At 48.6% G+C, this 23,204-nt stretch carries 22 protein-coding genes and 4 pseudogenes; 22 read left to right on the top strand and 4 right to left on the bottom strand.

The features are described from left to right. The first annotated feature begins 1,076 nt into the window (after nucleotides 1-1,076). The 15 genes and pseudogenes from BEB42_RS03865 to BEB42_RS27080 all read left to right on the top strand — a co-directional run. Complete coding sequence (locus BEB42_RS03865) at nucleotides 1,077-1,949, top strand: GTPase family protein (protein WP_001565136.1); 873 nt, start codon at nucleotides 1,077-1,079, stop codon at nucleotides 1,947-1,949. A 372-nt stretch (nucleotides 1,950-2,321) separates the two neighbouring features. Then, nucleotides 2,322-5,441 carry an autotransporter adhesin Ag43 gene (gene agn43 / locus BEB42_RS03860; protein WP_000820497.1) on the top strand — a complete coding sequence of 1,040 codons (3,120 nt, stop codon included), beginning with the start codon at nucleotides 2,322-2,324 and terminating at the stop codon, nucleotides 5,439-5,441. Between the two features lie 120 nt (nucleotides 5,442-5,561). Continuing rightward, nucleotides 5,562-8,078: a hypothetical protein gene (locus BEB42_RS03855; RefSeq protein ID WP_001315618.1), complete on the top strand. Its 2,517-nt coding sequence runs from the start codon at nucleotides 5,562-5,564 to the stop codon at nucleotides 8,076-8,078. Nucleotides 8,079-8,153: 75 nt separating this feature from the next. Next, nucleotides 8,154-8,609 carry an IrmA family protein gene (locus tag BEB42_RS03850; RefSeq protein ID WP_000581504.1) on the top strand — a complete coding sequence of 152 codons (456 nt, stop codon included), beginning with the start codon at nucleotides 8,154-8,156 and terminating at the stop codon, nucleotides 8,607-8,609. Nucleotides 8,610-8,687: 78 nt separating this feature from the next. Beyond that, on the top strand, nucleotides 8,688-8,921 hold the full coding sequence (locus BEB42_RS03845) for a DUF905 family protein (protein ID WP_001119729.1): 234 nt from the start codon (nucleotides 8,688-8,690) through the stop codon (nucleotides 8,919-8,921). A 99-nt stretch (nucleotides 8,922-9,020) separates the two neighbouring features. Then, nucleotides 9,021-9,839 carry a DUF932 domain-containing protein gene (locus BEB42_RS03835; protein WP_001234620.1) on the top strand — a complete coding sequence of 273 codons (819 nt, stop codon included), beginning with the start codon at nucleotides 9,021-9,023 and terminating at the stop codon, nucleotides 9,837-9,839. Nucleotides 9,840-9,893: 54 nt separating this feature from the next. Continuing rightward, the gene (locus BEB42_RS03830) at nucleotides 9,894-10,379 is read left to right on the top strand and encodes an antirestriction protein (RefSeq protein ID WP_000849588.1); all 486 of its coding nucleotides are present in this window, start codon (nucleotides 9,894-9,896) and stop codon (nucleotides 10,377-10,379) included. 15 nt (nucleotides 10,380-10,394) lie between these two features. Further along, entirely contained in the window at nucleotides 10,395-10,871 is a 477-nt protein-coding gene (locus BEB42_RS03825) for a JAB domain-containing protein (protein ID WP_001186774.1), read from the top strand. 62 nt (nucleotides 10,872-10,933) lie between these two features. Then, entirely contained in the window at nucleotides 10,934-11,155 is a 222-nt protein-coding gene (locus BEB42_RS03820; RefSeq protein WP_000692345.1) for a DUF987 domain-containing protein, read from the top strand. A 162-nt stretch (nucleotides 11,156-11,317) separates the two neighbouring features. Further along, on the top strand, nucleotides 11,318-11,686 hold the full coding sequence (locus BEB42_RS03815) for a type IV toxin-antitoxin system YeeU family antitoxin (RefSeq protein WP_021542768.1): 369 nt from the start codon (nucleotides 11,318-11,320) through the stop codon (nucleotides 11,684-11,686). A gap of 89 nt (nucleotides 11,687-11,775) precedes the next feature. Further along, nucleotides 11,776-12,150, top strand: a complete 375-nt coding sequence (locus BEB42_RS03810) for a TA system toxin CbtA family protein (protein ID WP_000854753.1) — start codon at nucleotides 11,776-11,778, stop codon at nucleotides 12,148-12,150. Continuing rightward, on the top strand, nucleotides 12,147-12,635 hold the full coding sequence (locus BEB42_RS03805) for a DUF5983 family protein (protein ID WP_000777547.1): 489 nt from the start codon (nucleotides 12,147-12,149) through the stop codon (nucleotides 12,633-12,635). Before BEB42_RS03810 ends, BEB42_RS03805 begins: the two co-directional genes overlap by 4 nt. An 11-nt stretch (nucleotides 12,636-12,646) precedes the next feature. Then, nucleotides 12,647-12,844, top strand: a complete 198-nt coding sequence (locus tag BEB42_RS03800; RefSeq protein WP_000839281.1) for a DUF957 domain-containing protein — start codon at nucleotides 12,647-12,649, stop codon at nucleotides 12,842-12,844. 84 nt (nucleotides 12,845-12,928) lie between these two features. Next, nucleotides 12,929-13,078: pseudogene (locus tag BEB42_RS26465) on the top strand (DUF4942 domain-containing protein); the annotation flags it as partial. Beyond that, nucleotides 13,054-13,182, top strand: a pseudogene (locus tag BEB42_RS27080) (helix-turn-helix transcriptional regulator); the annotation flags it as partial. The pseudogenes BEB42_RS26465 and BEB42_RS27080, both read left to right, overlap by 25 nt. 657 nt (nucleotides 13,183-13,839) lie before the next feature. Here BEB42_RS27080 and BEB42_RS26640 read toward each other — a convergent pair. Next, a pseudogene (locus BEB42_RS26640) lies at nucleotides 13,840-13,989 on the bottom strand (phosphorothioated DNA-binding restriction endonuclease); the annotation flags it as partial. A 136-nt stretch (nucleotides 13,990-14,125) separates the two neighbouring features. On the opposite strand from BEB42_RS26640, the gene BEB42_RS03775 reads away from it, so the two are divergent. Together BEB42_RS03775 and BEB42_RS27185 are read left to right on the top strand one after the other, a co-directional pair. Then, the gene (locus BEB42_RS03775; RefSeq protein ID WP_001037966.1) at nucleotides 14,126-14,776 is read left to right on the top strand and encodes an HNH endonuclease; all 651 of its coding nucleotides are present in this window, start codon (nucleotides 14,126-14,128) and stop codon (nucleotides 14,774-14,776) included. Then, on the top strand, nucleotides 14,776-14,865 hold the full coding sequence (locus BEB42_RS27185; RefSeq protein WP_418267963.1) for a hypothetical protein: 90 nt from the start codon (nucleotides 14,776-14,778) through the stop codon (nucleotides 14,863-14,865). Before BEB42_RS03775 ends, BEB42_RS27185 begins: the two co-directional genes overlap by 1 nt. Before the next feature lie 332 nt (nucleotides 14,866-15,197). Here the strand turns inward: BEB42_RS27185 and BEB42_RS27180 are convergent. The 3 genes and pseudogenes from BEB42_RS27180 to nanC all read right to left on the bottom strand — a co-directional run. Further along, nucleotides 15,198-15,542, bottom strand: a pseudogene (locus BEB42_RS27180) (sialate O-acetylesterase); the annotation flags it as partial. A gap of 286 nt (nucleotides 15,543-15,828) precedes the next feature. After that, nucleotides 15,829-16,935 (bottom strand): N-acetylneuraminate epimerase, encoded by a 1,107-nt coding sequence (gene nanM / locus BEB42_RS03765; RefSeq protein ID WP_001353974.1) that lies wholly within the window; start codon nucleotides 16,933-16,935, stop codon nucleotides 15,829-15,831. A 19-nt stretch (nucleotides 16,936-16,954) separates the two neighbouring features. Then, entirely contained in the window at nucleotides 16,955-17,671 is a 717-nt protein-coding gene (nanC, locus tag BEB42_RS03760; protein WP_001360088.1) for an N-acetylneuraminic acid outer membrane channel NanC, read from the bottom strand. 1,453 nt (nucleotides 17,672-19,124) lie between these two features. Between nanC and fimB the strand changes: the two genes are divergently transcribed. The 5 genes from fimB to fimC all read left to right on the top strand — a co-directional run bounded on the left by fimB (nucleotide 19,125) and on the right by fimC (nucleotide 23,202). Then, a complete protein-coding gene (fimB, locus tag BEB42_RS03745) occupies nucleotides 19,125-19,727 on the top strand; it encodes a type 1 fimbria switch DNA invertase FimB (protein WP_000790583.1) in 603 nt (200 codons plus the stop codon). Between the two features lie 476 nt (nucleotides 19,728-20,203). Further along, on the top strand, nucleotides 20,204-20,800 hold the full coding sequence (gene fimE, locus BEB42_RS03740; protein ID WP_000044711.1) for a type 1 fimbria switch DNA invertase FimE: 597 nt from the start codon (nucleotides 20,204-20,206) through the stop codon (nucleotides 20,798-20,800). 481 nt (nucleotides 20,801-21,281) lie between these two features. Then, the gene (fimA, locus tag BEB42_RS03730; RefSeq protein WP_000695589.1) at nucleotides 21,282-21,836 is read left to right on the top strand and encodes a type 1 fimbrial major subunit FimA; all 555 of its coding nucleotides are present in this window, start codon (nucleotides 21,282-21,284) and stop codon (nucleotides 21,834-21,836) included. A gap of 64 nt (nucleotides 21,837-21,900) precedes the next feature. Next, nucleotides 21,901-22,440, top strand: a complete 540-nt coding sequence (locus BEB42_RS03725) for a fimbrial protein (protein WP_000824114.1) — start codon at nucleotides 21,901-21,903, stop codon at nucleotides 22,438-22,440. Between the two features lie 36 nt (nucleotides 22,441-22,476). Continuing rightward, nucleotides 22,477-23,202 (top strand): type 1 fimbria chaperone FimC, encoded by a 726-nt coding sequence (fimC, locus tag BEB42_RS03720; RefSeq protein WP_000066560.1) that lies wholly within the window; start codon nucleotides 22,477-22,479, stop codon nucleotides 23,200-23,202. The last annotated feature ends 2 nt before the right edge of the window (nucleotides 23,203-23,204 follow it).

Here is a 23,204-nt window from a genome sequence, read left to right as displayed (position 1 = left end):
TCTGTGTGTCCCCTCCTTCCCTTCGGAGCACATCCACTATTCAAATTTTACACAACCACGTACGAACAAAAAGCATCATCCCGGGTATTGCAGATACCGGTTTCCTGCCGGGAAGAATCATAAACAGAACACCGGGAATAACGCCTTCAGGAATCACCCCCCCTCCTGAAGAAGAATAAAATAAAGAAGACTACAGTTCCTGCACTGAATGCTGAGTACAATATTTTATGGACAGGATGACATTTTTATAAATAACAAAAACCATTTAATACTGATACATCAATAAAATACTTCTTCCCTGCTGACACAGATAAAATGCACCATTTTTTCTTCAAATACTTCTGTATAATCGCCAGCCAATGATGAGAATGGATTAAAATAACACTTCTTCGACAAACACAAAAACAGCCTTCATTTTACATCATCATCCAGTTTCAGTTAACCCCGGACGAGCGACAGTGTTTCAGTACAGGAATTAAAAGCCAGCTTTTGCTCAGTAAAACACACTCAACTAATAATATCTCAGCAGATATTATCCTGACCAGGACACCTCACATTACTGAATTCTCTTCCGACAGTATCACTGCACAAATAAAAAAGAACGGGATAAATATTCAGACCGGAAGAATGGTGTCACAAAAGCATTTAATCATTACGCATGACCAGGAAGGGAAACACTTAACCACATGGTATCAACAGATATCATTACGTGTGCACTCTTATAAAAAACACACAGAAGAAGTAAGATAATTATAAACGTAAATTTAATATCTCCCACTGACATCTCCCCCACAATACACTAAAAAATACTCACAGCAGTAAACACAGACACACCTGATAATCATACAGCCGATAAATATTTTCCCCTTTACGGAGAAATCAGCCTGCTGTTTAACAATAACGGCGTATTTTCATGGAAGGAGATCACCCAGTAACGGATAAGTCCTGATCTCCTTCATGTTAATACGCAACAATCCCATCGATTCAAAACAATTTCAGACAGATATTATCTCCGTGAATCCCCCGCCACCTTTCCGGTGCGCGGGGTTTTGTCTTTTTTCACCGGGAATACATGTATGAATCCGTCTGATGCCATTGAGGCAATTGAAAAACCGCTCTCCTCCCTGCCTTACTCACTTTCCCGTCACATCCTGGAACATCTGCGCAAACTCACCAGTCACGAACCCGTGATTGGCATTATGGGTAAAAGCGGGGCCGGTAAATCCTCACTCTGTAATGCACTGTTTCAGGGGGAGGTCACCCCGGTCAGTGATGTTCACGCCGGCACCCGGGAAGTGCGGCGCTTCCGTCTGAGTGGCCACGGTCACAGCATGGTTATCACTGACCTGCCCGGGGTGGGCGAGAGCCGGGACAGGGATGCAGAGTATGAAGCCCTGTACCGTGACATTCTGCCCGAACTGGACCTGGTGCTGTGGCTGATTAAAGCCGATGACCGCGCCCTGTCTGTGGATGAGTATTTCTGGCGACACATCCTGCACCGGGGACATCAGCAGGTGCTGTTTGTGGTGACGCAGGCCGACAAAACGGAGCCCTGCCATGAATGGGATATGGCCGGCATTCAGCCTTCTCCCGCACAGGCACAGAACATTCGTGAGAAAACAGATGCGGTATTCCGGCTGTTCCGGCCCGTACATCCGGTTGTGGCCGTATCGGCCTGCACCGGCTGGGAACTGGATACGCTGGTCAGTGCGCTCATGACAGCGCTTCCCGACCATGCCGCCAGTCCCCTGATGACCCGCCTGCAGGACGAGCTGCGCACGGAATCTGTCCGGTCTCAGGCCCGTGAACAGTTTACCGGTGCGGTGGACCGGATATTTGACACGGCGGAGAGCGTCTGTATTGCCTCTGTTGCACGCACGGTTCTGCGTGCCGTCCGTGACTCGGTGGTCTCTGTTGCCCGCGCTGTATGGAACTGGATTTTCTTCTGAACAGTCTGCCAGGGGAAATGCCTGATTACATTGCGTTAACCAACTGAAAACATGATACCCCCCCCCTCATATCCACCTCTTTCTCTTGCGTGACTGCCTTGCTGTTAATAGAATAAAACGATCGATAAAACAGGTATCGATCGTTGCTATCGATCGTTTATAGTGGTTAATGGTCTGCGAAAAGGCAGCTGAATCTCTTCATCATGCAGAACGGAATTGCACACAACGGACTGATACTTCTCTGGCGGATGAGAGAGGGGAAGCATTTATGTCCGGGAAAAACCACTTTATCTGAGCATGCTGTTTTGTACCTGCCGGTATCCACATTTGTGGGTACCGGCTTTTTTATTCACCCTCTGTAAGGAAAAGCTGATGAAACGACATCTGAACACCAGCTACAGGCTGGTATGGAATCACATTACGGGCACCCTGGTGGTGGCCTCCGAACTGGCCCGCTCACGGGGAAAACGCGCTGGTGTGGCGGTTGCGCTGTCTCTTGCTGCTGTCACATCAGTCCCGGCACTGGCTGCTGACAAGGTTGTACAGGCGGGAGAAACCGTGAACGACGGAACACTGACAAATCATGACAACCAGATTGTCCTCGGTACGGCCAACGGAATGACCATCAGTACCGGTCTGGAGTATGGGCCGGATAACGAGGCCAATACCGGCGGACAATGGATACAAAATGGCGGTATCGCCAACAACACTACTGTCACCGGTGGTGGTCTTCAGAGAGTGAATGCCGGAGGAAGCGTTTCAGACACGGTTATCAGTGCCGGAGGCGGACAGAGCCTTCAGGGGCAGGCAGTGAACACCACTCTGAACGGCGGTGAGCAGTGGGTACATGAAGGCGGGATTGCAACGGGTACCGTCATTAATGAGAAGGGCTGGCAGGCCATCAAATCCGGCGCAGTGGCAACCGACACGGTTGTGAATACCGGCGCGGAAGGGGGACCGGATGCGGAAAATGGTGATACCGGGCAGACCGTCTACGGAGATGCCGTACGCACCACCATCAATAAAAATGGTCGTCAGATTGTGGCTGCTGAAGGAACGGCAAATACCACTGTGGTTTATGCCGGCGGCGACCAGACTGTACATGGTCACGCACTGGATACCACGCTGAATGGGGGGTACCAGTATGTGCACAACGGCGGTACGGCGTCTGGCACTGTTGTAAACAGTGACGGCTGGCAGATTGTCAAAAACGGGGGTGTGGCCGGGAATACCACCGTTAATCAGAAGGGCAGACTGCAGGTGGACGCCGGTGGTACAGCCACGAATGTCACCCTGAAGCAGGGCGGCGCACTGGTTACCAGTACGGCTGCAACCGTTACCGGCATAAACCGCCTGGGAGCATTCTCTGTTGTGGAGGGTAAAGCTGATAATGTCGTACTGGAAAATGGCGGACGCCTGGATGTGCTGACCGGACACACAGCCACTAATACCCGCGTGGATGATGGCGGAACGCTGGATGTCCGCAACGGTGGCACCGCCACCACCGTATCCATGGGAAATGGCGGTGTACTGCTGGCCGATTCCGGTGCCGCTGTCAGTGGTACCCGGAGCGACGGAAAGGCATTCAGTATCGGAGGTGGTCAGGCGGATGCCCTGATGCTGGAAAAAGGCAGTTCATTCACGCTGAACGCCGGTGATACGGCCACGGATACCACGGTAAATGGCGGACTGTTCACCGCCAGGGGCGGCACACTGGCGGGCACCACCACGCTGAATAACGGCGCCATACTTACCCTTTCCGGGAAGACGGTGAACAACGATACCCTGACCATCCGTGAAGGCGATGCACTCCTGCAGGGAGGCTCTCTCACCGGTAACGGCAGCGTGGAAAAATCAGGAAGTGGCACACTCACTGTCAGCAACACCACACTCACCCAGAAAGCCGTCAACCTGAATGAAGGCACGCTGACGCTGAACGACAGTACCGTCACCACGGATGTCATTGCTCAGCGCGGTACAGCCCTGAAGCTGACCGGCAGCACTGTGCTGAACGGTGCCATTGACCCCACGAATGTCACTCTCGCCTCTGGTGCCACCTGGAATATTCCCGATAACGCCACGGTGCAGTCGGTGGTGGATGACCTCAGCCATGCCGGACAGATTCATTTCACCTCCACCCGCACAGGGAAGTTCGTACCGGCAACCCTGAAAGTGAAAAACCTGAACGGACAGAATGGCACCATCAGCCTGCGTGTACGCCCGGATATGGCACAGAACAATGCTGACAGACTGGTCATTGACGGTGGCAGGGCAACCGGAAAAACCATCCTGAACCTGGTGAACGCCGGCAACAGTGCGTCGGGGCTGGCGACCAGCGGTAAGGGTATTCAGGTGGTGGAAGCCATTAACGGTGCCACCACGGAGGAAGGGGCCTTTATCCAGGGGAATAAGCTGCAGGCCGGTGCCTTTAACTACTCCCTCAACCGGGACAGTGATGAGAGCTGGTATCTGCGCAGTGAAAATGCTTATCGTGCAGAAGTCCCCCTGTATGCCTCCATGCTGACACAGGCAATGGACTATGACCGGATTCTGGCAGGCTCCCGCAGCCATCAGACCGGTGTAAGCGGTGAAAATAACAGCGTCCGTCTCAGCATTCAGGGCGGTCATCTCGGTCACGATAACAACGGCGGTATTGCCCGTGGAGCCACGCCGGAAAGCAGCGGCAGCTATGGCTTCGTCCGTCTGGAGGGTGACCTGCTCAGAACAGAGGTTGCCGGTATGTCTGTGACCGCGGGGGTATATGGTGCTGCTGGCCATTCTTCCGTTGATGTTAAGGATGATGACGGCTCCCGTGCCGGCACGGTCCGGGATGATGCCGGCAGCCTGGGCGGATACCTGAATCTGATACACAACGCCTCCGGCCTGTGGGCTGACATTGTGGCCCAGGGAACCCGCCACAGCATGAAAGCCTCATCGGACAATAACGACTTCCGCGTCCGGGGCTGGGGCTGGCTGGGTTCGCTGGAAACCGGTCTGCCCTTCAGTATCACTGACAATCTGATGCTGGAGCCGCAACTGCAGTACACCTGGCAGGGACTCTCCCTGGATGACGGCCAGGATAACGCCAGTTATGTGAAGTTCGGGCATGGCAGTGCACAACATGTGCGTGCCGGCTTCCGTCTGGGCAGCCACCACGATATGAACTTTGGTAAAGGCACCTCATCCCGTGACACCCTGCGCGGCAGTGCCAAACACAGTGTGCGTGAACTGCCGGTGAACTGGTGGGTACAGCCTTCTGTTATCCGCACCTTCAGCTCCCGGGGGGACATGAGCATGGGTACAGCCGCAGCCGGCAGTAACATGACGTTCTCACCGTCACAGAATGGTACGTCACTGGACCTGCAGGCCGGACTGGAAGCCCGTGTCCGGGAAAATATCACCCTGGGCGTTCAGGCAGGTTATGTCCACAGCGTCAGCGGCAGCAGCGCTGAAGGCTATAACGGTCAGGCCACGCTGAATGTGACCTTCTGACAGAACCATCGCCTCTCTGTGGTCCCGGTCATCATGATCGGGACCCGGACCGGCGCAACGGATATTCAACGCCACATTCGCTGGCATTAACAATAACATGATATTCATCACGGAGTGACTATGTTACAGATAGTCGGCGCGCTGATCCTGCTGATCGCAGGATTTGCCATTCTTCGCCTTTTGTTCAGAGCATTAATCAGCACGGCTTCTGCGCTGGCAGGGCTCATATTGCTGTGTCTGTTCGGCCCGGCCTTACTGGCTGGCTATATCACCGAACGCATAACCCGGTTGTTCCATATTCGCTGGCTGGCAGGCGTATTTCTGACGATTGCCGGAATGATCATCAGCTTCATGTGGGGACTTGATGGTAAACATATCGCGCTGGAGGCTCACACCTTTGACTCTGTGAAATTTATTCTGACCACCGCTCTCGCCGGTGGTCTGCTGGCTGTTCCCCTGCAGATCAAAAACATTCAGCAGAACGGGATCACACCAGAAGATATCAGCAAGGAAATTAACGGGTATTACTGCTGTTTTTATACTGCCTTTTTCCTTATGGCGTGTTCTGCATGCGCACCATTGATCGCGTTACAGTACGATATTTCACCGTCACTGATGTGGTGGGGCGGGTTGTTGTACTGGCTGGCTGCATTAGTGACGCTGCTATGGGCGGCCAGCCAAATCCAGGCGCTGAAAAAACTGACCTGTGCCATCAGCCAGACACTGGAAGAACAACCGGTGCTCAACAGTAAATCGTGGCTGACCAGTTTGCAAAACGATTACAGCCTTCCTGACTCACTGACGGAGCGCATCTGGCTGACGCTCATTTCTCAACGGATTTCCCGGGGAGAGCTGAGGGAATTTGAACTGGCAGACGGAAACTGGTTACTGAACAATGCCTGGTATGAAAGAAACATGGCAGGGTTTAACGAACAGTTGAAAGAGAACCTGTCATTCACACCTGATGAACTGAAAACGCTCTTCCGGAACCGCCTGAATTTATCACCGGAAGCGAATGACGATTTTCTCGATCGTTGCCTGGACGGCGGTGACTGGTATCCCTTTTCAGAAGGTCGCCGTTTTGTATCATTCCATCACGTGGATGAGCTTCGTATCTGTGCCTCCTGCGGGCTGACAGAAGTACATCATGCCCCGGAAAATCATAAGCCGGATCCGGAATGGTACTGCTCCTCTCTTTGTCGCGAAACAGAAACACTGTGTCAGGAAATTTATGAACGCCCTTACAACAGCTTTATTTCCGATGCAACGGCGAATGGTCTGATTCTCATGAAACTGCCGGAAACCTGGAGTACAAATGAGAAAATGTTTGCTTCCGGAGGGCAGGGACATGGGTTTGCCGCTGAACGGGGAAACCATATTGTCGACAGAGTCCGTCTGAAAAACGCACGGATCCTCGGTGATAATAATGCCAGAAATGGAGCAGACAGACTGGTCAGCGGAACAGAAATCCAGACGAAATATTGTTCAACTGCAGCCCGTAGCGTCGGTGCGGCATTCGACGGACAAAACGGACAGTATCGTTACATGGGAAATAATGGCCCCATGCAACTGGAAGTCCCCCGTGATCAGTATGCCGGCGCTGTTGAAACCATGAGGAATAAGATCCGCGAAGGTAAAGTACCCGGTGTAACCGATCCCGCAGAAGCATCCCGGCTGATTCGTCGGGGACATCTGACTTATACTCAGGCCCGTAATATCACCCGGTTCGGGACCATCGAATCGGTCACTTATGATATTGCCGAGGGTTCGGTTGTCAGTCTGGCGGCCGGAGGGATCAGTTTTGCCCTGACGGCATCGGTCTTCTGGCTCAGCACCGGCGATCGCGATGCTGCCCTGCAGACAGCTGCTGTCCAGGCAGGAAAAACCTTCACCCGCACACTGGCTGTCTACGTCACAACCCAGCAACTCCACCGGCTCAGTGTTGTTCAGGGTATGCTGAAGCACATTGATTTTTCGACTGCCAGCCCGACTGTTCGACTGGCTCTTCAGAAGGGGACCGGTGCAGGAAATATCAGTGCCCTGAACAAAGTGATGAAGGGTACGCTGGTGACATCTCTGGCACTGGTAGCTGTCACAACCGGCCCTGACATGATCAAAATGTTGCGGGGACGGATCTCCGGTACGCAGTTCATCAGGAATCTTGCCGTGGCATCTTCCGGTGTGGCAGGTGGTGCTGTCGGGTCAGTGGCGGGCGGAATACTGTTCAGTCCACTGGGACCATTTGGTGCACTGACAGGGCGTGTGGTTGGCGGTGTTCTGGGGGGAATGATTGCCTCCGCTGTATCAGGAAAAATTGCCGGAGCGCTGGTTGAAGAAGATCGCGTCAAAATTCTGGCAATGATTCAGGAGCAGGTGACATGGCTTGCCGGCAGTTTCCTGCTGACCGGACATGAGATTGAAAATCTGAACGAGAATCTGGCCCGTGTTATCGATCAGAATGCTCTGGAGATCATTTTCGCCGCCGGTATACAACAACGGGCCGCGACCAATATGTTAATCAAACCACTGGTGGTCAGTATCATCAGGCAACGCCCCGTCATGGAATATGATGCATCCCATCTCGGCAATATGGTTAACCGACTGGAAGAAGCATTACCCCCGGAGTTACCGGCATAACGGCTATTCTGCGCCTTTTACGCTTTATCACCTGATTTGTCAGTGTCATCGTCATGACTCAGAGAGGTAAATACCATGATTCACCTGTTCAAAACCTGCATGATTACCGCCTTCATTCTGGGGTTAACGTGGTCTGCCCCACTCCGGGCACAGGATCAACGTTACATCAGTATACGCAATACAGATACGATATGGCTCCCGGGAAATATTTGTGCTTACCAGTTCCGGCTGGATAATGGCGGAAACGATGAAGGATTTGGCCCCCTCACCATCACTCTGCAACTCAAAGACAAATATGGTCAGACGCTGGTGACCAGAAAAATGGAAACGGAAGCTTTTGGTGACAGTAATGCCACGCGAACCACAGACGCATTTCTGGAAACGGAGTGCGTGGAAAATGTCGCCACAACCGAAATCATCAAAGCAACTGAAGAAAGTAACGGCCATCGTGTCAGTCTGCCGTTATCGGTTTTCAATCCCCAGGACTACCATCCACTGCTGATTACCGTTTCCGGAAAAAACGTTAACTGATCCCTGAAGTCAGTTTCATGCTTCAGCCTCTGTCACAACGCGTGGCAGAGGCTTTTTATTTATCAGGAGAAAACAGATATGCCGGGTTACACAGAGTATGTCCTGGCTGAAGGATCTTTCTCATACGGGCAGGCGGTTGCTGTCATAACCGCTTACCGCAATGTGTTTATCCAGGATGACCCGGGAATGCATTTCCGTCGGGTTATCCGCAACGCGGAAGGTCAGCGACGCTGGCGCTGCCGGAATTCTGAACCCGATGCCGGAAAGGTGCTTAATACGCGGCTCGCCAGTGACGGTCTTCTCAGACAATAAACGTCATTCATTTCACCCATCAGGCCGCGTCTTCTCCGGGAGACGTGGCTTTTTCATTTATTACACCAGTAAATCTTAACCACCGATAAGGAGCAAATTATGCGACTAGCCAGTCGTTTTGGTTATGCGAACCAGATACGCCGTGACCGTCCGCTGACACACGAAGAACTGATGCACTATGTGCCGGGGATTTTCGGGGAAGATAAACACACGTCCCGAAGCCAGAACTATACGTACATCCCCACCATCACCGTACTGGAAAGCCTGCAGCGGGAAGGCTTTCAGCCATTCTTCGCCTGCCAGACCCGTGTGCGCGACCCGGGCCGCCGGGGATACACAAAACACATGCTGCGTCTGCGGCGGGCCGGAGAGATAAACGGAGAACATGTCCCTGAAATTATTCTGCTCAACTCTCATGACGGTACCTCCAGCTACCAGATGCTGCCGGGTTACTTCAGGTTCGTCTGCCAGAACGGATGCGTCTGTGGTCAGTCTCTGGGGGAAGTGCGTGTTCCGCACCGGGGAAATGTGGTGGACAGAGTCATTGAAGGGGCTTACGAGGTGGTGGGCGTGTTTGACCGGATTGAGGAAAAGCGTGATGCCATGCAGTCGCTGATTCTGCCGCCACCGGCACGCCAGGCGCTGGCACAGGCGGCACTGACTTACCGTTATGGTGACGAACATCAGCCCGTCACCACCGCCGACATTCTGACGCCACGACGCCGGGAGGATTACGGTAAGGACCTGTGGAGTGCTTATCAGACCATTCAGGAGAATATGCTGAAAGGCGGAATTTCAGGTCGCAGCGCTAAAGGAAAACGTATCCATACCCGTGCCATTCACAGCATTGACACTGACATTAAGCTCAACCGCGCATTGTGGGTGATGGCGGAAACCCTGCTGGAGAGCCTGCGCTGATTCAGCCATTACCCTGAAAACCACGCATTTATTTGTCCTTTAAGGAGTCATTTCATGAAAACCATTTCACATAATTCCACCACATCTTCTGTTTCCGTAACCGCTGCATCAGGGAATGACCAGCCTCAGTTGGTTGCCACCCTCGTCCCTGATGAACAGCGCATCAGCTTCTGGCCGCAGCACTTTGGCCTCATTCCACAGTGGGTGACCCTGGAGCCCCGTGTCTTCGGCTGGATGGACCGTCTGTGTGAAGACTACTGCGGTGGTATCTGGAATCTGTACACCCTGAACAACGGCGGGGCATTTATGGCACCCGAACCGGATGACGATGATGACGAAACATGGGTACTGTTCAATGCCATGAACGGTAACCGCGCTGAAATGAGTCCGGAAGCTGCCGGCATTGCTGCCTGTCTGATGACGTACAGTCATCATGCCTGTCGTACGGAGTGTTATGCCATGACGGTCCATTATTACCGGCTGCGGGATTACGCCCTGCAGCATCCGGAATGCAGCGCCATTATGCGCATCATCGACTGAATGGAGAGAAGTACAATGCAACAGCTTTCCTTTCTGCCCGGAGAGATGACGCCCGGCGAGCGCAGCCTCATTCAACGGGCCCTGAAAACCCTGGACCGCCATCTTCATGAACCCGGCGTGGCCTTCACCTCCACCCGTGCGGCACGAGAATGGCTGATTCTGAACATGGCGGGACTGGAGCGTGAAGAGTTCCGGGTGCTGTATCTGAACAACCAGAATCAGCTGATTGCCGGTGAAACCCTCTTCACCGGCACCATCAACCGCACGGAAGTCCATCCCCGTGAAGTGATTAAACGCGCCCTGTATCACAATGCCGCTGCTGTGGTGCTGGCACACAATCACCCGTCCGGTGAAGTCACACCCAGCAAGGCAGACCGCCTTATCACGGAACGTCTGGTACAGGCACTGGGCCTGGTGGATATCCGGGTGCCGGACCATCTGATAGTCGGTGGCAGCCAGGTTTTCTCCTTTGCCGAACATGGTCTGCTTTAACCCGTCACAACCACATCACACCTGTTTTCACTTTTATCTTCTGTCTTCAGAGGTATCCCACTATGAAAATCATCACCCGTGGCGAAGCCATGCGTATTCACCGTCAGCATCCGGCATCCCGTCTTTTTCCGTTCTGTACCGGCAAATACCGCTGGCACGGCAGTGCTGAAGCGTATACCGGTCGTGAAGTGCAGGATATTCCCGGTGTGCTGGCCGTGTTTGCAGAACGCCGTAAGGACAGTTTTGGTCCGTATGTCCGGCTGATGAGCGTCACCCTGAACTGATGTTCCGTCACCCGGAAAACGAGTACGACTGGCTGAGCTCAGACGCCGCTGTGGATGAGGTCCTGCTCATCAACGAATACACCTTTACCGAAGCCGGTCTGCGCGCCGGCTGACCCGTCATCGTTAAACTATCATTCACCGATTTTCTGTGAGGATTTTATCGTGTCAGACACACTTTCCGGGACAACGCATCCCGATGACAATGACGACCATCCCTGGTGGAGACTACCCTGCACAGTGACGCCCTGTTTCGGCGCCCGTCTGGTGCAGGAGGGTAACCGCCTGCATTACCTTGCCGACCGCGCCGGTATCAGAGGCCTGTTCAGCGATGCAGATGCGTACCACCTGGACCAGGCCTTTCCGCTGCTGATGAAACAACTGGAACTCATGCTCACCAGCGGTGAACTGAATCCCCGCCATCAGCATACCGTCACGCTGTATGCAAAAGGTCTGACCTGCAAAGCTGACACTCTCGGTAGCGGTGGTTACGTTTATCTGGCTGTTTATCCGACGCCCGAAACGAAAAAGTAAACCACCGGAATAACCTTCTGCTCCGGCCTGGTGCTTTCACCACGCCACTTTTCCATTTTTCATCTCTGCATATCAGGAAAACCTTCAGTATGAAAACATTACCCGATACACACGTACGGGAGGCATCGAGCTGCCCGTCTCCCGTCACCATCTGGCAGACTCTGCTCTCCCGACTACTGGGCCAGCATTACGGCCTTACACTGAATGACACACCGTTCGCCGATGAACGTGTGATTGAGCAGCATATTGAAGCTGGCATTTCACTGTGTGATGCGGTGAATTTTCTCGTGGAAAAATACGCGCTGGTGCGTACCGACCAGCCGGGATTCAGCACTTGTCCCCGCTCTCAGTTAATAAACAGTATTGATATCCTCCGGGCTCGCAGGGCGACCGGCCTGATGACCCGCGACAATTACAGAACGGTAAATAACATTACCCTGGGTAAGCATCCGGAGAAACGATGAAACTTTCCCTGATGCTGGAAGCCGACAGAATTAATGTGCAGGCACTGAACATGGGGCGAATTGTCGTTGACGTCGATGGTGTTAATCTCACTGAACTGATTAACAAGGTCGCTGAAAACGGTTATTCACTCCGCGTGGTGGAGGAATCCGACCAACAGTCAACCTGCACACTACCACCGTTTGCAACCCTTGCCGGCATACGCTGCAGTACCGCACATATCACGGAAAAGGATAACGCCTGGCTGTACTCGCTGTCGCATCAGACCAGTGACGTTGGTGAATCAGAATGGATTCATTTCACAGGTAGCGGATATCTGTTACGTACCGATGCGTGGTCATATCCGGTTCTGCGGCTTAAACGCCTGGGGCTGTCAAAAACGTTCCGTCGTCTGGTTATCACACTTACCCGACGTTATGGCGTCAGTCTCATTCATCTGGATGCCAGCGCTGAATGCCTGCCGGGTTTACCCACTTTCAACTGGTAACCAGGAACAACATGAAATCATTAACCACGGAAACCGCACTGGATATTCTGATTGCGTGGCTGCAGGACAATATCGACTGCGAATCGGGAATTATCTTTGACAACAATGAGGATAAAACGGATTCAGCAGCACTGTTGCCCTGTATCGAACAGGCCAGAGAGGATATCCGTACCCTGCGCCAACTGCAGCTTCAGCACCAGAACCGGTGAGTCTTACTCACCAGACTTCATTCCACTGACGCCAGCCTGAACAGGGCTGGCATTTTCATTTATCTGCAAAAAGGAATATCGATTATGTCTGATATCACAGCCTACCGTCCGGAAGTGGTCAACGAGAATACGGACGTTATCTGCTCAACCAGCATCCGCCGCATTCTGGCTGTACGAAAGAGTTCACTGCTGCAAATCGACACAATTATCCGGCATCAAGTGAGCGATATCAGTTAACAGATATAGATGGAGAAGATGCTTTTATCCGGATTGGTTCTATCGCGATGGTGCGAGTACTACTTGATGCAATGAAGCCTGTCGAGGAAGATGACGAGTAACAGAGCTCGGTATCTCAATCAGGAGCTGATTGTCCTGGTTCGATGCCGAAAACCAGTGATTTTTCGTGTTGGTATCTGTGTTGGTATAAGATGATATTGTTTATTATTAACAATTTTAAATCATGAGGTTAAGTCACATGTTTTAGTCCGGCCTTCGCACCTTCGCACCTTCGCACCATCGGAACATCAATAGACATCAACGGACGTTTTTTTATGACTGAAATCCGCGCCACACAAGGCTTTTCGCTATTTTTCGCTCAACCTAAGTCAACCTACATCAACTTACTGATGTGGATACAGCTACAGCTGCGGCTATACCCCGATTCGATAATGTTTGTACCCACACAAAACCCTTGAAAGGCTACAAGGCTGAAATTGTCTAAACCATAGAGATGATTTTTATGATCCAGTCTTTCTCTTGTTGAGATAGTTCCAGTTTGCTCACTCGTGTTAAGAAGGTATTGATCACCTGAACATCCGAATTGGTGAGCCTATTTAATAGAGCGGGTGGTATACCTTTACTAACAATCGCTTTGCGGTGACTTTCGTAGTTTTTATTACTCATTGTTGATCCTAAAAAATCATTGTATGGCGGCATTGATCGTTTCCAGCAACCTTTACTTACTCACTTCGAACTGCATCCTCGTAGACTGTTCCACTACAATAATCGAAAAGGCGCGGATGTCCATTCAGGTATCCCGCTAATACGTATAGCAATAACAATGGCTTATGCGGCGCGCGCTGTTCACCCTTGTGCCAGATTTTTATATTGGCAATTGCCTGCTGTAGCGATTTACTGGAAGCTATTGATATCCCTGGCAGTGAAATAATTGCGATCATGCTCGCAAATTTTCTGCTGTTCAAGCCTGCAAGTGAAGATATATTACCTTGATCTCATTTGTTTTTTTGCTGCCTGTTCTGAGAACGTATAAGGACATTCTCCATGAATAAACTCCCTGATCATCTTCCGCGGCGGTATATCATCGAAGCTATCCATTTATGGGATGCGGGAGAAACTCATCAGTTCCAGCCTGCGCGGTTGTATGAGATTGAATATCATGGCCGACGTTACCCCTCGAAGGCGATTGCTGGCATCGCAGCGACATTGATGACGGGGACGCAATTTACCCCTGCGGATTTCACCGGCGGAATAAAATCTAAATGTGTCAAGCTACTCATAGAGCAGGGATTTCATATTCATCTGGATAAAGCCGCTGCGGCTCCCATAGCCGACGTTCTGTTCCCGGATGAGTTGCCGTCGCAGGAGACATACCTTGAAGGTGCGGCGATAAAGGTGACAGTAAACCGCTATGAACGCGATAAAAAGGCCCGAGATAAAGCGGTCGAACATCATGGATGCCAGTGCAACGTATGCGGTGTTGATCTGGTGAAGATCTATGGTGATATCGCTGAAGGCTTTATCCATGTGCATCACCTGGTGCCGCTGTCAGCCATTAAAGAGGATTACCAGCTGGATCCAGTTAATGATTTGCTGCCTGTGTACCCTAATTGCCATGCGATGTTGCACCGACGCAAACCACCGTTTACGCCGGAGCAGTTAAAAGCGCTGATGGATGCGAATAAATCAAATTAATGAACGCTCACCTTTCGCGCCAAAACTGCAAAATTGCTTCTACAAACTTGTCAGAAATAATCCCCCGACGGGCTGCCGTGCTGAAATGACTGCTTCGCAGTGCCGTCGTCCAGTTCTCCGGTGACCGGTACGCTGAACCGTAATATCCCGTGCTTAAATCGTCCGGGTCTTCATCAGGCGCGTTCGTCAGTCCTCTTTCACCTTGTTGCTGGAAGTCGACGAAAATAATATTGGCTAAAACATTATTTTGATAATTGCCATAAATAACTTCATACGCATGAGGGAAATTTTCTTTCCAGTACCAGGTGGTATCGCCGCAAAACCACGGTGCGTCAGTAATATTATTAAGCTGAGAATGGTATTGTTTTAGATCCCTACGAAAGGCTTCAACCATATGATTAAAGTGTTGAGGGTGTGACGCGTAGTCACTGGTCATTAAGTCAAATTCGCCTTGCATCCAGCATACGCCGAGGAATTTGTTATGCGGATTTTTTGCCAGTGCGGCTCGCGTTCTGCTGACTAAATCCTGGTATAGCGGAGTATCCGTTCCCCAACGACAAGCATCATGGCTGGCTCCGTGCCGTTCTGAATATGTTCCTTCGCTGCCCGCGGTAAAAGCCGATCCGCCACGGCAACACGGAACGATGAGAACCCCTGCATTATCAGGAATAAAGGGCAGTAATTTCCGTGCTATATGCAGTGCCTGGCCAACGGTGCCGTACTGTGTTTGATGATTCGTTGCCAGAGGATGGTGATAACCCTGCATATCCTGAACATCGTGTGGGCAGTGAGTCAGTGGAATAATGTCGTTAAAGTGACATGACGGGCCTCCGGGATGCGTATGCGCAAATCTCGCTAATTGTTTAATTCTGGGATGAGGCGCATCTTCCCTGTCCGGTAATGGCAGTCCTTCGCCATACGCCATGGCATTAGACTGACCAGCAACGGTAAGAATATAGTAATAATCAGGCGATATTATTGCGTTCATATAAATTTCGCGTAATTGAAATGACAAATTGATAGCAGGGCCCCTTTACCGGGGCCCTGAAGCGTTAGTTTTGTACTGTGACTTTATTATCCTTCACAGAAATTAAAACTGAATCCATCACTGCTTTGCCGCCTGCAGTTTCACCGCCAATAATTAATAAACTATTATTCCAGGGCAATGATACTCCGTAGGCCCGACCTTGCGATAATTCACCCGATTTATCCCATTTCCCGTTATACCAAAGATGAATATCAACGCTATATGATTTTTTCAGGCCTTCATGCGCATAGTTCTTACCGTTCTGGTAATTTTCTCGTGAACCTTTGAATCCGGCCCCTCCAGCAAATATAAGAGAATCATTGCTTATCCCCGCAAAACCGCCAGCGACGCCATCTGGTGATGAGACGGGATCAAGCTTATTCCATTTTAAATTATCACCGGTGAAGTCAAGTTCAAATACGGCATCCGTTCGCAATCCTGGTTTGGCTTCGCCATTAATAAGCCAGGTTTTATCACCTTTATTCACAACCGCCGCACCAGCCGTTCCGTACCAGGGAGATTCGCCAGCGTAACTCCATTGCTGTGTTGAGGGATCAAAAGACAACAGAAACTTATTGAAGAAATAATCTTCTGCTTTTTTGTCAAAATAGTAGGCGTTGATTTTATCTATAGCGGTTGAATCTTTTCCAGCTTCGTTGAGATCTTCAAAATAGCCATTGAAGATATTCTGGTTAACACCGCCAGTAACATAAGCCTTGCCGTTGTGTACAAAAGTCACATGGCCCGCCATGCCCATCGGCGCGTGCGACATCAATTTAACCCAGCTATTGGTTTTGGGGTTGTATTTGTGTACGTCATTAAATACCTGAGTCAAGCCCTCGCTGTTTTTGCCAATGCCGCCAAACACATACAGATTGCCATCAATAAATGCAGAGGTTGCTTGATCTCTCGGTCCGCCAGGGAATGCAGCTAACGCTGTCCATCTTTTATCTTTGGCCTGTGTATCCAGCTTGTACCATGCCGTACCTGCGCTACCTAAACCAATGTAGACAGTGTCGTTATCAATTGCTCCGGTACCACTTTTAAATGGCACAGGAGTTTCCGGTAATACAGACGCGTTTGCGGCAAATGAAGCCATTATGATAGTAAGCGCCGTTATTGTTTTATTCATTGTGACTGTCTCCTGTCTACTACAGTTTAAATGACACACCAATGCGATAACTGTTTTCCGATAAATTATCTCTGCCGTTGTAAACACCCTGACGGTCAAGGTAGTCATATTCTATGTATGGCGTAATATCGGGCGTCATATGGTATTGTAGAACAAATGCATTTTCCGTCGCCCATTTCTTATGGTTTGCATAGCGATAATCGTTCTGTTTACTGTATAGCGTCGTTTGCCATGCGAAGGTGAAATCACTATTAATATGGTAAGTGACATATCCATCCCAACGATGAACGTTATCACGAGACATATCACCAGATAAGTCTTGTTGTCGGTAAGCTTTCCAGTCGTAACGATAGCGAATGCCAAAATTAAGATCTTTTGTCGCGTCCCAGGACAGTTTTACGTAGGGTCCGTAGCGTGTGCCATTGCTGCTAAAATGCGTTAACATTCCCGGGCGCACCGTCCATTGATCATCAAGTTTAATCGCGTAATTAACTTCAACCTGAACATCATTGAGTGCGGCATTTTCCTTTTTATTATCATGAATGGTATTCCAGGTATTACTTTCCATGCTTGCCCACCATCCATTTTGCCATCCCTCACTGACTTTGAGTCGAGTCTCATAGGCGTGGCTTCCACTACGATATCCACCACGTACGTCCAGTGTCGCAGCCTGAGAAATTAATGGGGACGAAAAGCACAGTAATAATACGCTAGAAAGTATTTTAGCCTTTTTCATAAATTTCACTCATTTGTAGGATACAGAAAGCAATACAAAGCCCGCATAAACAATTAGCATTTATGTTGTGTAATATTTTTTTGCCAGGCTTATAGTGTCTTTGGCAACCGGTAGCTGTATTTTATATTTTTTGTATAATATCTCCTGTGAAAAATCTCTTTCCACATTATTTAAATAAACAGAGGGCCAGATTAAATACCTGAGTATAAAATCTCTGCTGATGTTTAATTGATTTGAATTTTCGTAAGCTATATCGCTTACTCAATCCATTTTACCCAGAGTCATAAAATAGAGTGTCTGTTGATCTCATTTTCATATTCCTTTCAGACTGAAGTGCGTTTTCATCACCCGATGAGAAAGAACTGAAGTGATGTTTGCCATAGATTACGAGATGCCCAGTCTCATTGACTATCGCGGTGCACCTTTATACCTGTTATACCAGATCAAAAATCACGCAATCCATACAACAAAACCAGATTTGCAATTCGTGTCACAAAATATGTCGATCTTTTCCTAAGAAGCAGATGCCATGTGAAGCCAGACGAACACTTGCATTGGTCTTCAAAAACTAAAGGTTTTCTTTTAACAATCTGTTTTGTAAATAATTTATTTAGAATCTAAACAAAGAAAGCTTTGCAAGCTAACTCAGTGAGCTTGGTGAAAATAAGTGTTTACCCGCCATCAGGCTGAGTATAATTCTCATCATGAAATATGTTTCTTGGTTTGTGGCTTGTAACTGGTCACTCCTGATGTCGATCTGGAGAGGCTTGTTGATGTTGGTGTTTTCAGGATGATGTTTCACTTAGTTTGTTTGCCGTATCGCCCGGCGAATAGCTGTGATTGAGGAAGGTTTAAGTCGTAGTGACCAAAGCCATAGTTACCAACGGATGTAGATGAAAAAGCGTCGCCTGCGTTCCCCCATATCTCCAGGATAAAAGGGAATGTAACAATCTCATGGCCTAAGCTGACGAACCAGGCAGGAATAATCGCTAGGGATCTAAGAATTAGCATGATAATAGCCACTAAGAAATTACTGCGTTCCATGAAATAGCCATTTTGTGGCAAATGCAGTTGACTAATAATGTCATATGTGAGACGGCTAGTTGAACGAATATTAAATTTTGCTGAATTTTTTATGTTGATTTTACTTGTTACAGAACATATCACATGATATATAGATAAGATTAGTTGCATTAATGATGAGGGTTATTATTCGATTCGTATCAGATTTATAAATATATAAAGGTACATAGCATGCAAGAGCATGGCGTTTGTATGGCAAAGTTATTATAAGTAACTATCGCTACTCCATTTAAGTTCACTCAGAAGAACTGGTCCACTTACGTTAGTTATTAAGCAAACGTTCGCTTTTATAAACATAATCAGGATTAAAATGTTGGATTATTGCTAACCCAGCACAGCTAGTGCGCGTCTGTAATTATAAGGGAAAACGATGAAGAATAAGGCTGATAACAAAAAAAGGAACTTCCTGACCCATAGTGAAATCGAATCACTCCTTAAAGCAGCAAATACCGGGCCTCATGCAGCACGTAATTATTGTCTGACTTTGCTTTGTTTTATTCATGGTTTCCGGGCGAGTGAAATTTGTCGATTGAGGATTTCGGATATTGATCTTAAGGCAAAGTGTATCTATATCCATCGATTAAAAAAAGGCTTTTCAACAACGCACCCGCTATTGAACAAAGAAGTTCAGGCTTTAAAAAACTGGTTGAGTATCCGTACTTCGTACCCGCATGCTGAGAGCGAATGGGTATTTTTATCGCGTAAGGGGAATCCGCTTTCTCGGCAACAGTTTTACCATATTATCTCGACTTCCGGTGGTAATGCCGGGTTGTCACTGGAGATTCATCCGCACATGTTACGCCATTCGTGTGGTTTTGCTTTGGCGAATATGGGAATAGATACGCGACTTATCCAGGATTATCTTGGGCATCGCAATATTCGTCATACTGTCTGGTATACCGCCAGCAATGCAGGGCGTTTTTACGGCATCTGGGATAGGGCCAGAGGACGACAGCGTCACGCTGTTTTATAGAGATAGTTGAGATACCAGGGATGGTGTTAAAAACTACATTATTCTTACGATATATCAAAAATGATTAACCATTTATTAATTGATGTTATTGTAAGTGTGATTCTTAATTATAATAATAAACATTAAGTTAACCATATCCATACAAAATACAATGGTTTATGTTCTTCAAAATAAATAAACAAAATCATTCATAAATTTACACATCACTTAAATTCATCTGTTTTCACATTTTTTCTTTATTTTTTAAGCAACTGGAAGTTAATCCACTGCAATCTATTGTTATATTGAATCAAATCAATGAAAATAGATGTTATCACATCAGTGATATTTTATTTTTGTATGATATTTAATGTAATTGACTGATAGCCACATCACTTCGTGTGTGGTTATCTTTTTATCTATTGGGCTAATTTTGACCGATTGAGGTTTCCTATAGGTATTCATTCAAATATATCTCAGTCAGGAGTACTACTATTGTGAGTAAACGTCGTTATCTTACCGGTAAAGAAGTTCAGGCCATGATGCAGGCGGTTTGTTACGGGGCAACGGGAGCCAGAGATTATTGTCTTATTCTGTTGGCATATCGGCATGGGATGCGTATTAGTGAACTGCTTGATCTGCATTATCAGGACCTTGACCTTAATGAAGGTCGAATAAATATTCGCCGACTGAAGAACGGATTTTCTACCGTTCACCCGTTACGTTTTGATGAGCGTGAAGCCGTGGAACGCTGGACCCAGGAACGTGCTAACTGGAAAGGCGCTGACCGGACCGACGCTATATTTATTTCTCGCCGCGGGAGTCGGCTTTCTCGCCAGCAGGCCTATCGCATTATTCGCGATGCCGGTATTGAAGCTGGAACCGTAACGCAGACTCATCCTCATATGTTAAGGCATGCTTGCGGTTATGAACTGGCGGAGCGTGGTGCAGATACCCGTTTAATTCAGGATTATCTCGGGCATCGAAATATTCGCCATACTGTGCGTTATACCGCCAGTAATGCTGCTCGTTTTGCCGGATTATGGGAAAGAAATAATCTTATAAACGAAAAATTAAAAAGAGAAGAGGTTTAATTTAACTTATTGATAGTAAAGGTAAAAAACAAATAAATACAAGACAATTGGGGCCAAAACTGTCCATATCATAAATAAGTTACGTATTTTTTCTCAAGCATAAAAATATTATAAAACGACAAAAAGCATCTAACTGTTTGATATGTAAATCATTTCTCTTGTAAATTAATTTCACATCACCTCCGCTAAATGTAAAGCTAACGTTTCTGTGTCTCGAAGCAACTTCCTCATTCTTCTCTCCAAAAACCACCTCATGCAATATAAAAATCTATAAATAAAGATAACAATAGAATATAAAGCCAACAAATAAACTGAAAAAGTTTGTGCGCGATGCTTTCCTCTATGAGTCAAAATGGCCCCAAATGTTTCATCTTTTGGGGGGAAACTGTGCAGTGTTGGCAGTCAAACTCGTTGACAAAACAAAGTGTACGGAACGACTGCCCATGTCGATTTAGAAATAGTTTTTTGAAAGGAAAGCAGTATGAAAATTAAAACTCTGGCAATTGTTGTTCTGTCGGCTCTGTCCCTGAGTTCTACAGCGGCTCTGGCTGAAACTACACCCACGACGGTAAATGGTGGGACCGTTCACTTTAAAGGGGAAGTTGTTAACGCCGCTTGCGCAGTTGATGCAGGCTCTGTTGATCAAACCGTTCAGTTGGGCCAGGTTCGTACCGCTAGTCTGAAGCAGACTGGAGCAACCAGCTCTGCTGTCGGTTTTAACATTCAGCTGAATGATTGCGATACCAGTGTTGCCACAAAAGCCGCTGTTGCCTTCTTGGGGACTGCGATTGACAGTGCTCATCCTAAAGTACTGGCTCTGCAGAGTTCAGCTGCGGGTAGCGCAACAAATGTTGGTGTGCAGATACTGGACAGAACAGGAAATGAGCTGACGCTGGACGGTGCGACATTTAGTGCACAAACAACCCTGAATAACGGTACCAACACCATTCCGTTCCAGGCGCGTTATTATGCAATCGGCGAGGCAACCCCGGGTGCTGCTAATGCGGATGCGACCTTCAAGGTTCAGTATCAATAACCTACCCAGGTTCAGGGACGTCATTACGGGCAGGGATGCCCACCCTTGTGCGATAAAAATAACGATGAAAAGGAAGAGATTATTTCTATTAGCGTCGTTGCTGCCAATGTTTGCTCTGGCCGGAAATAAATGGAACACCACGCTGCCCGGCGGAAATATGCAATTTCAGGGCGTCATTATTGCGGAAACTTGCCGGATTGAAGCCGGTGATAAACAAATGACGGTCAATATGGGGCAAATCAGCAGTAACCGGTTTCATGCGGTAGGGGAAGATAGCGCACCGGTGCCTTTTGTTATTCATTTACGGGAATGTAGCACGGTGGTGAGTGAACGTGTGGGTGTGGCGTTTCACGGTGTCGCGGATGGTAAAAATCCAGATGTGCTTTCCGTGGGAGAGGGGCCAGGGATAGCCACCAATATTGGCGTAGCGTTGTTTGATGATGAAGGAAACCTCGTACCGATTAATCGTCCTCCAGCAAACTGGAAACGGCTTTACTCAGGCTCTACTTCGCTACATTTCATCGCCAAATATCGTGCTACCGGGCGTCGGGTTACTGGCGGCATCGCCAATGCCCAGGCCTGGTTCTCTTTAACCTATCAGTAATTGTTCAGCAGATAATGTGATAACAGGAACAGGACAGTGAGTAATAAAAACGTCAATGTAAGGAAATCGCAGGAAATAACATTCTGCTTGCTGGCAGGTATCCTGATGTTCATGGCAATGATGGTTGCCGGACGCGCCGAAGCGGGAGTGGCCTTAGGTGCGACTCGCGTAATTTATCCGGCAGGGCAAAAACAAGTGCAACTTGCCGTGACAAATAATGATGAAAATAGCACCTATTTAATTCAATCATGGGTGGAAAATGCCGATGGTGTAAAGGATGGTCGTTTTATCGTGACGCCACCTCTGTTTGCGATGAAGGGAAAAAAAGAGAATACCTTACGTATTCTTGATGCAACAAATAACCAATTGCCACAGGATCGGGAAAGTTTATTCTGGATGAACGTTAAAGCGATTCCGTCAATGGATAAATCAAAATTGACTGAGAATACGCTACAGCTCGCAATTATCAGCCGCATTAAACTGTACTATCGCCCGGCTAAATTAGCGTTGCCACCCGATCAGGCCGCAGAAAAATTAAGATTTCGTCGTAGCGCGAATTCTCTGACTCTGATTAACCCGACACCCTATTACCTGACGGTAACAGAGTTGAATGCCGGAACCCGGGTTCTTGAAAATGCATTGGTGCCTCCAATGGGCGAAAGCACGGTTAAATTGCCTTCTGATGCAGGAAGCAATATTACTTACCGAACAATAAATGATTATGGCGCACTTACCCCCAAAATGACGGGCGTAATGGAATAACG

The sequence above is a fragment of the Escherichia sp. MOD1-EC5990 genome (assembly GCF_002965285.1).
In the GTDB taxonomy this organism is placed as follows: Bacteria; Pseudomonadota; Gammaproteobacteria; order Enterobacterales; family Enterobacteriaceae; genus Escherichia; species Escherichia coli_F.
Note: the sequence above shows the minus strand (reverse complement) of the source record. Positions and strands in the feature narration are given on the sequence as shown.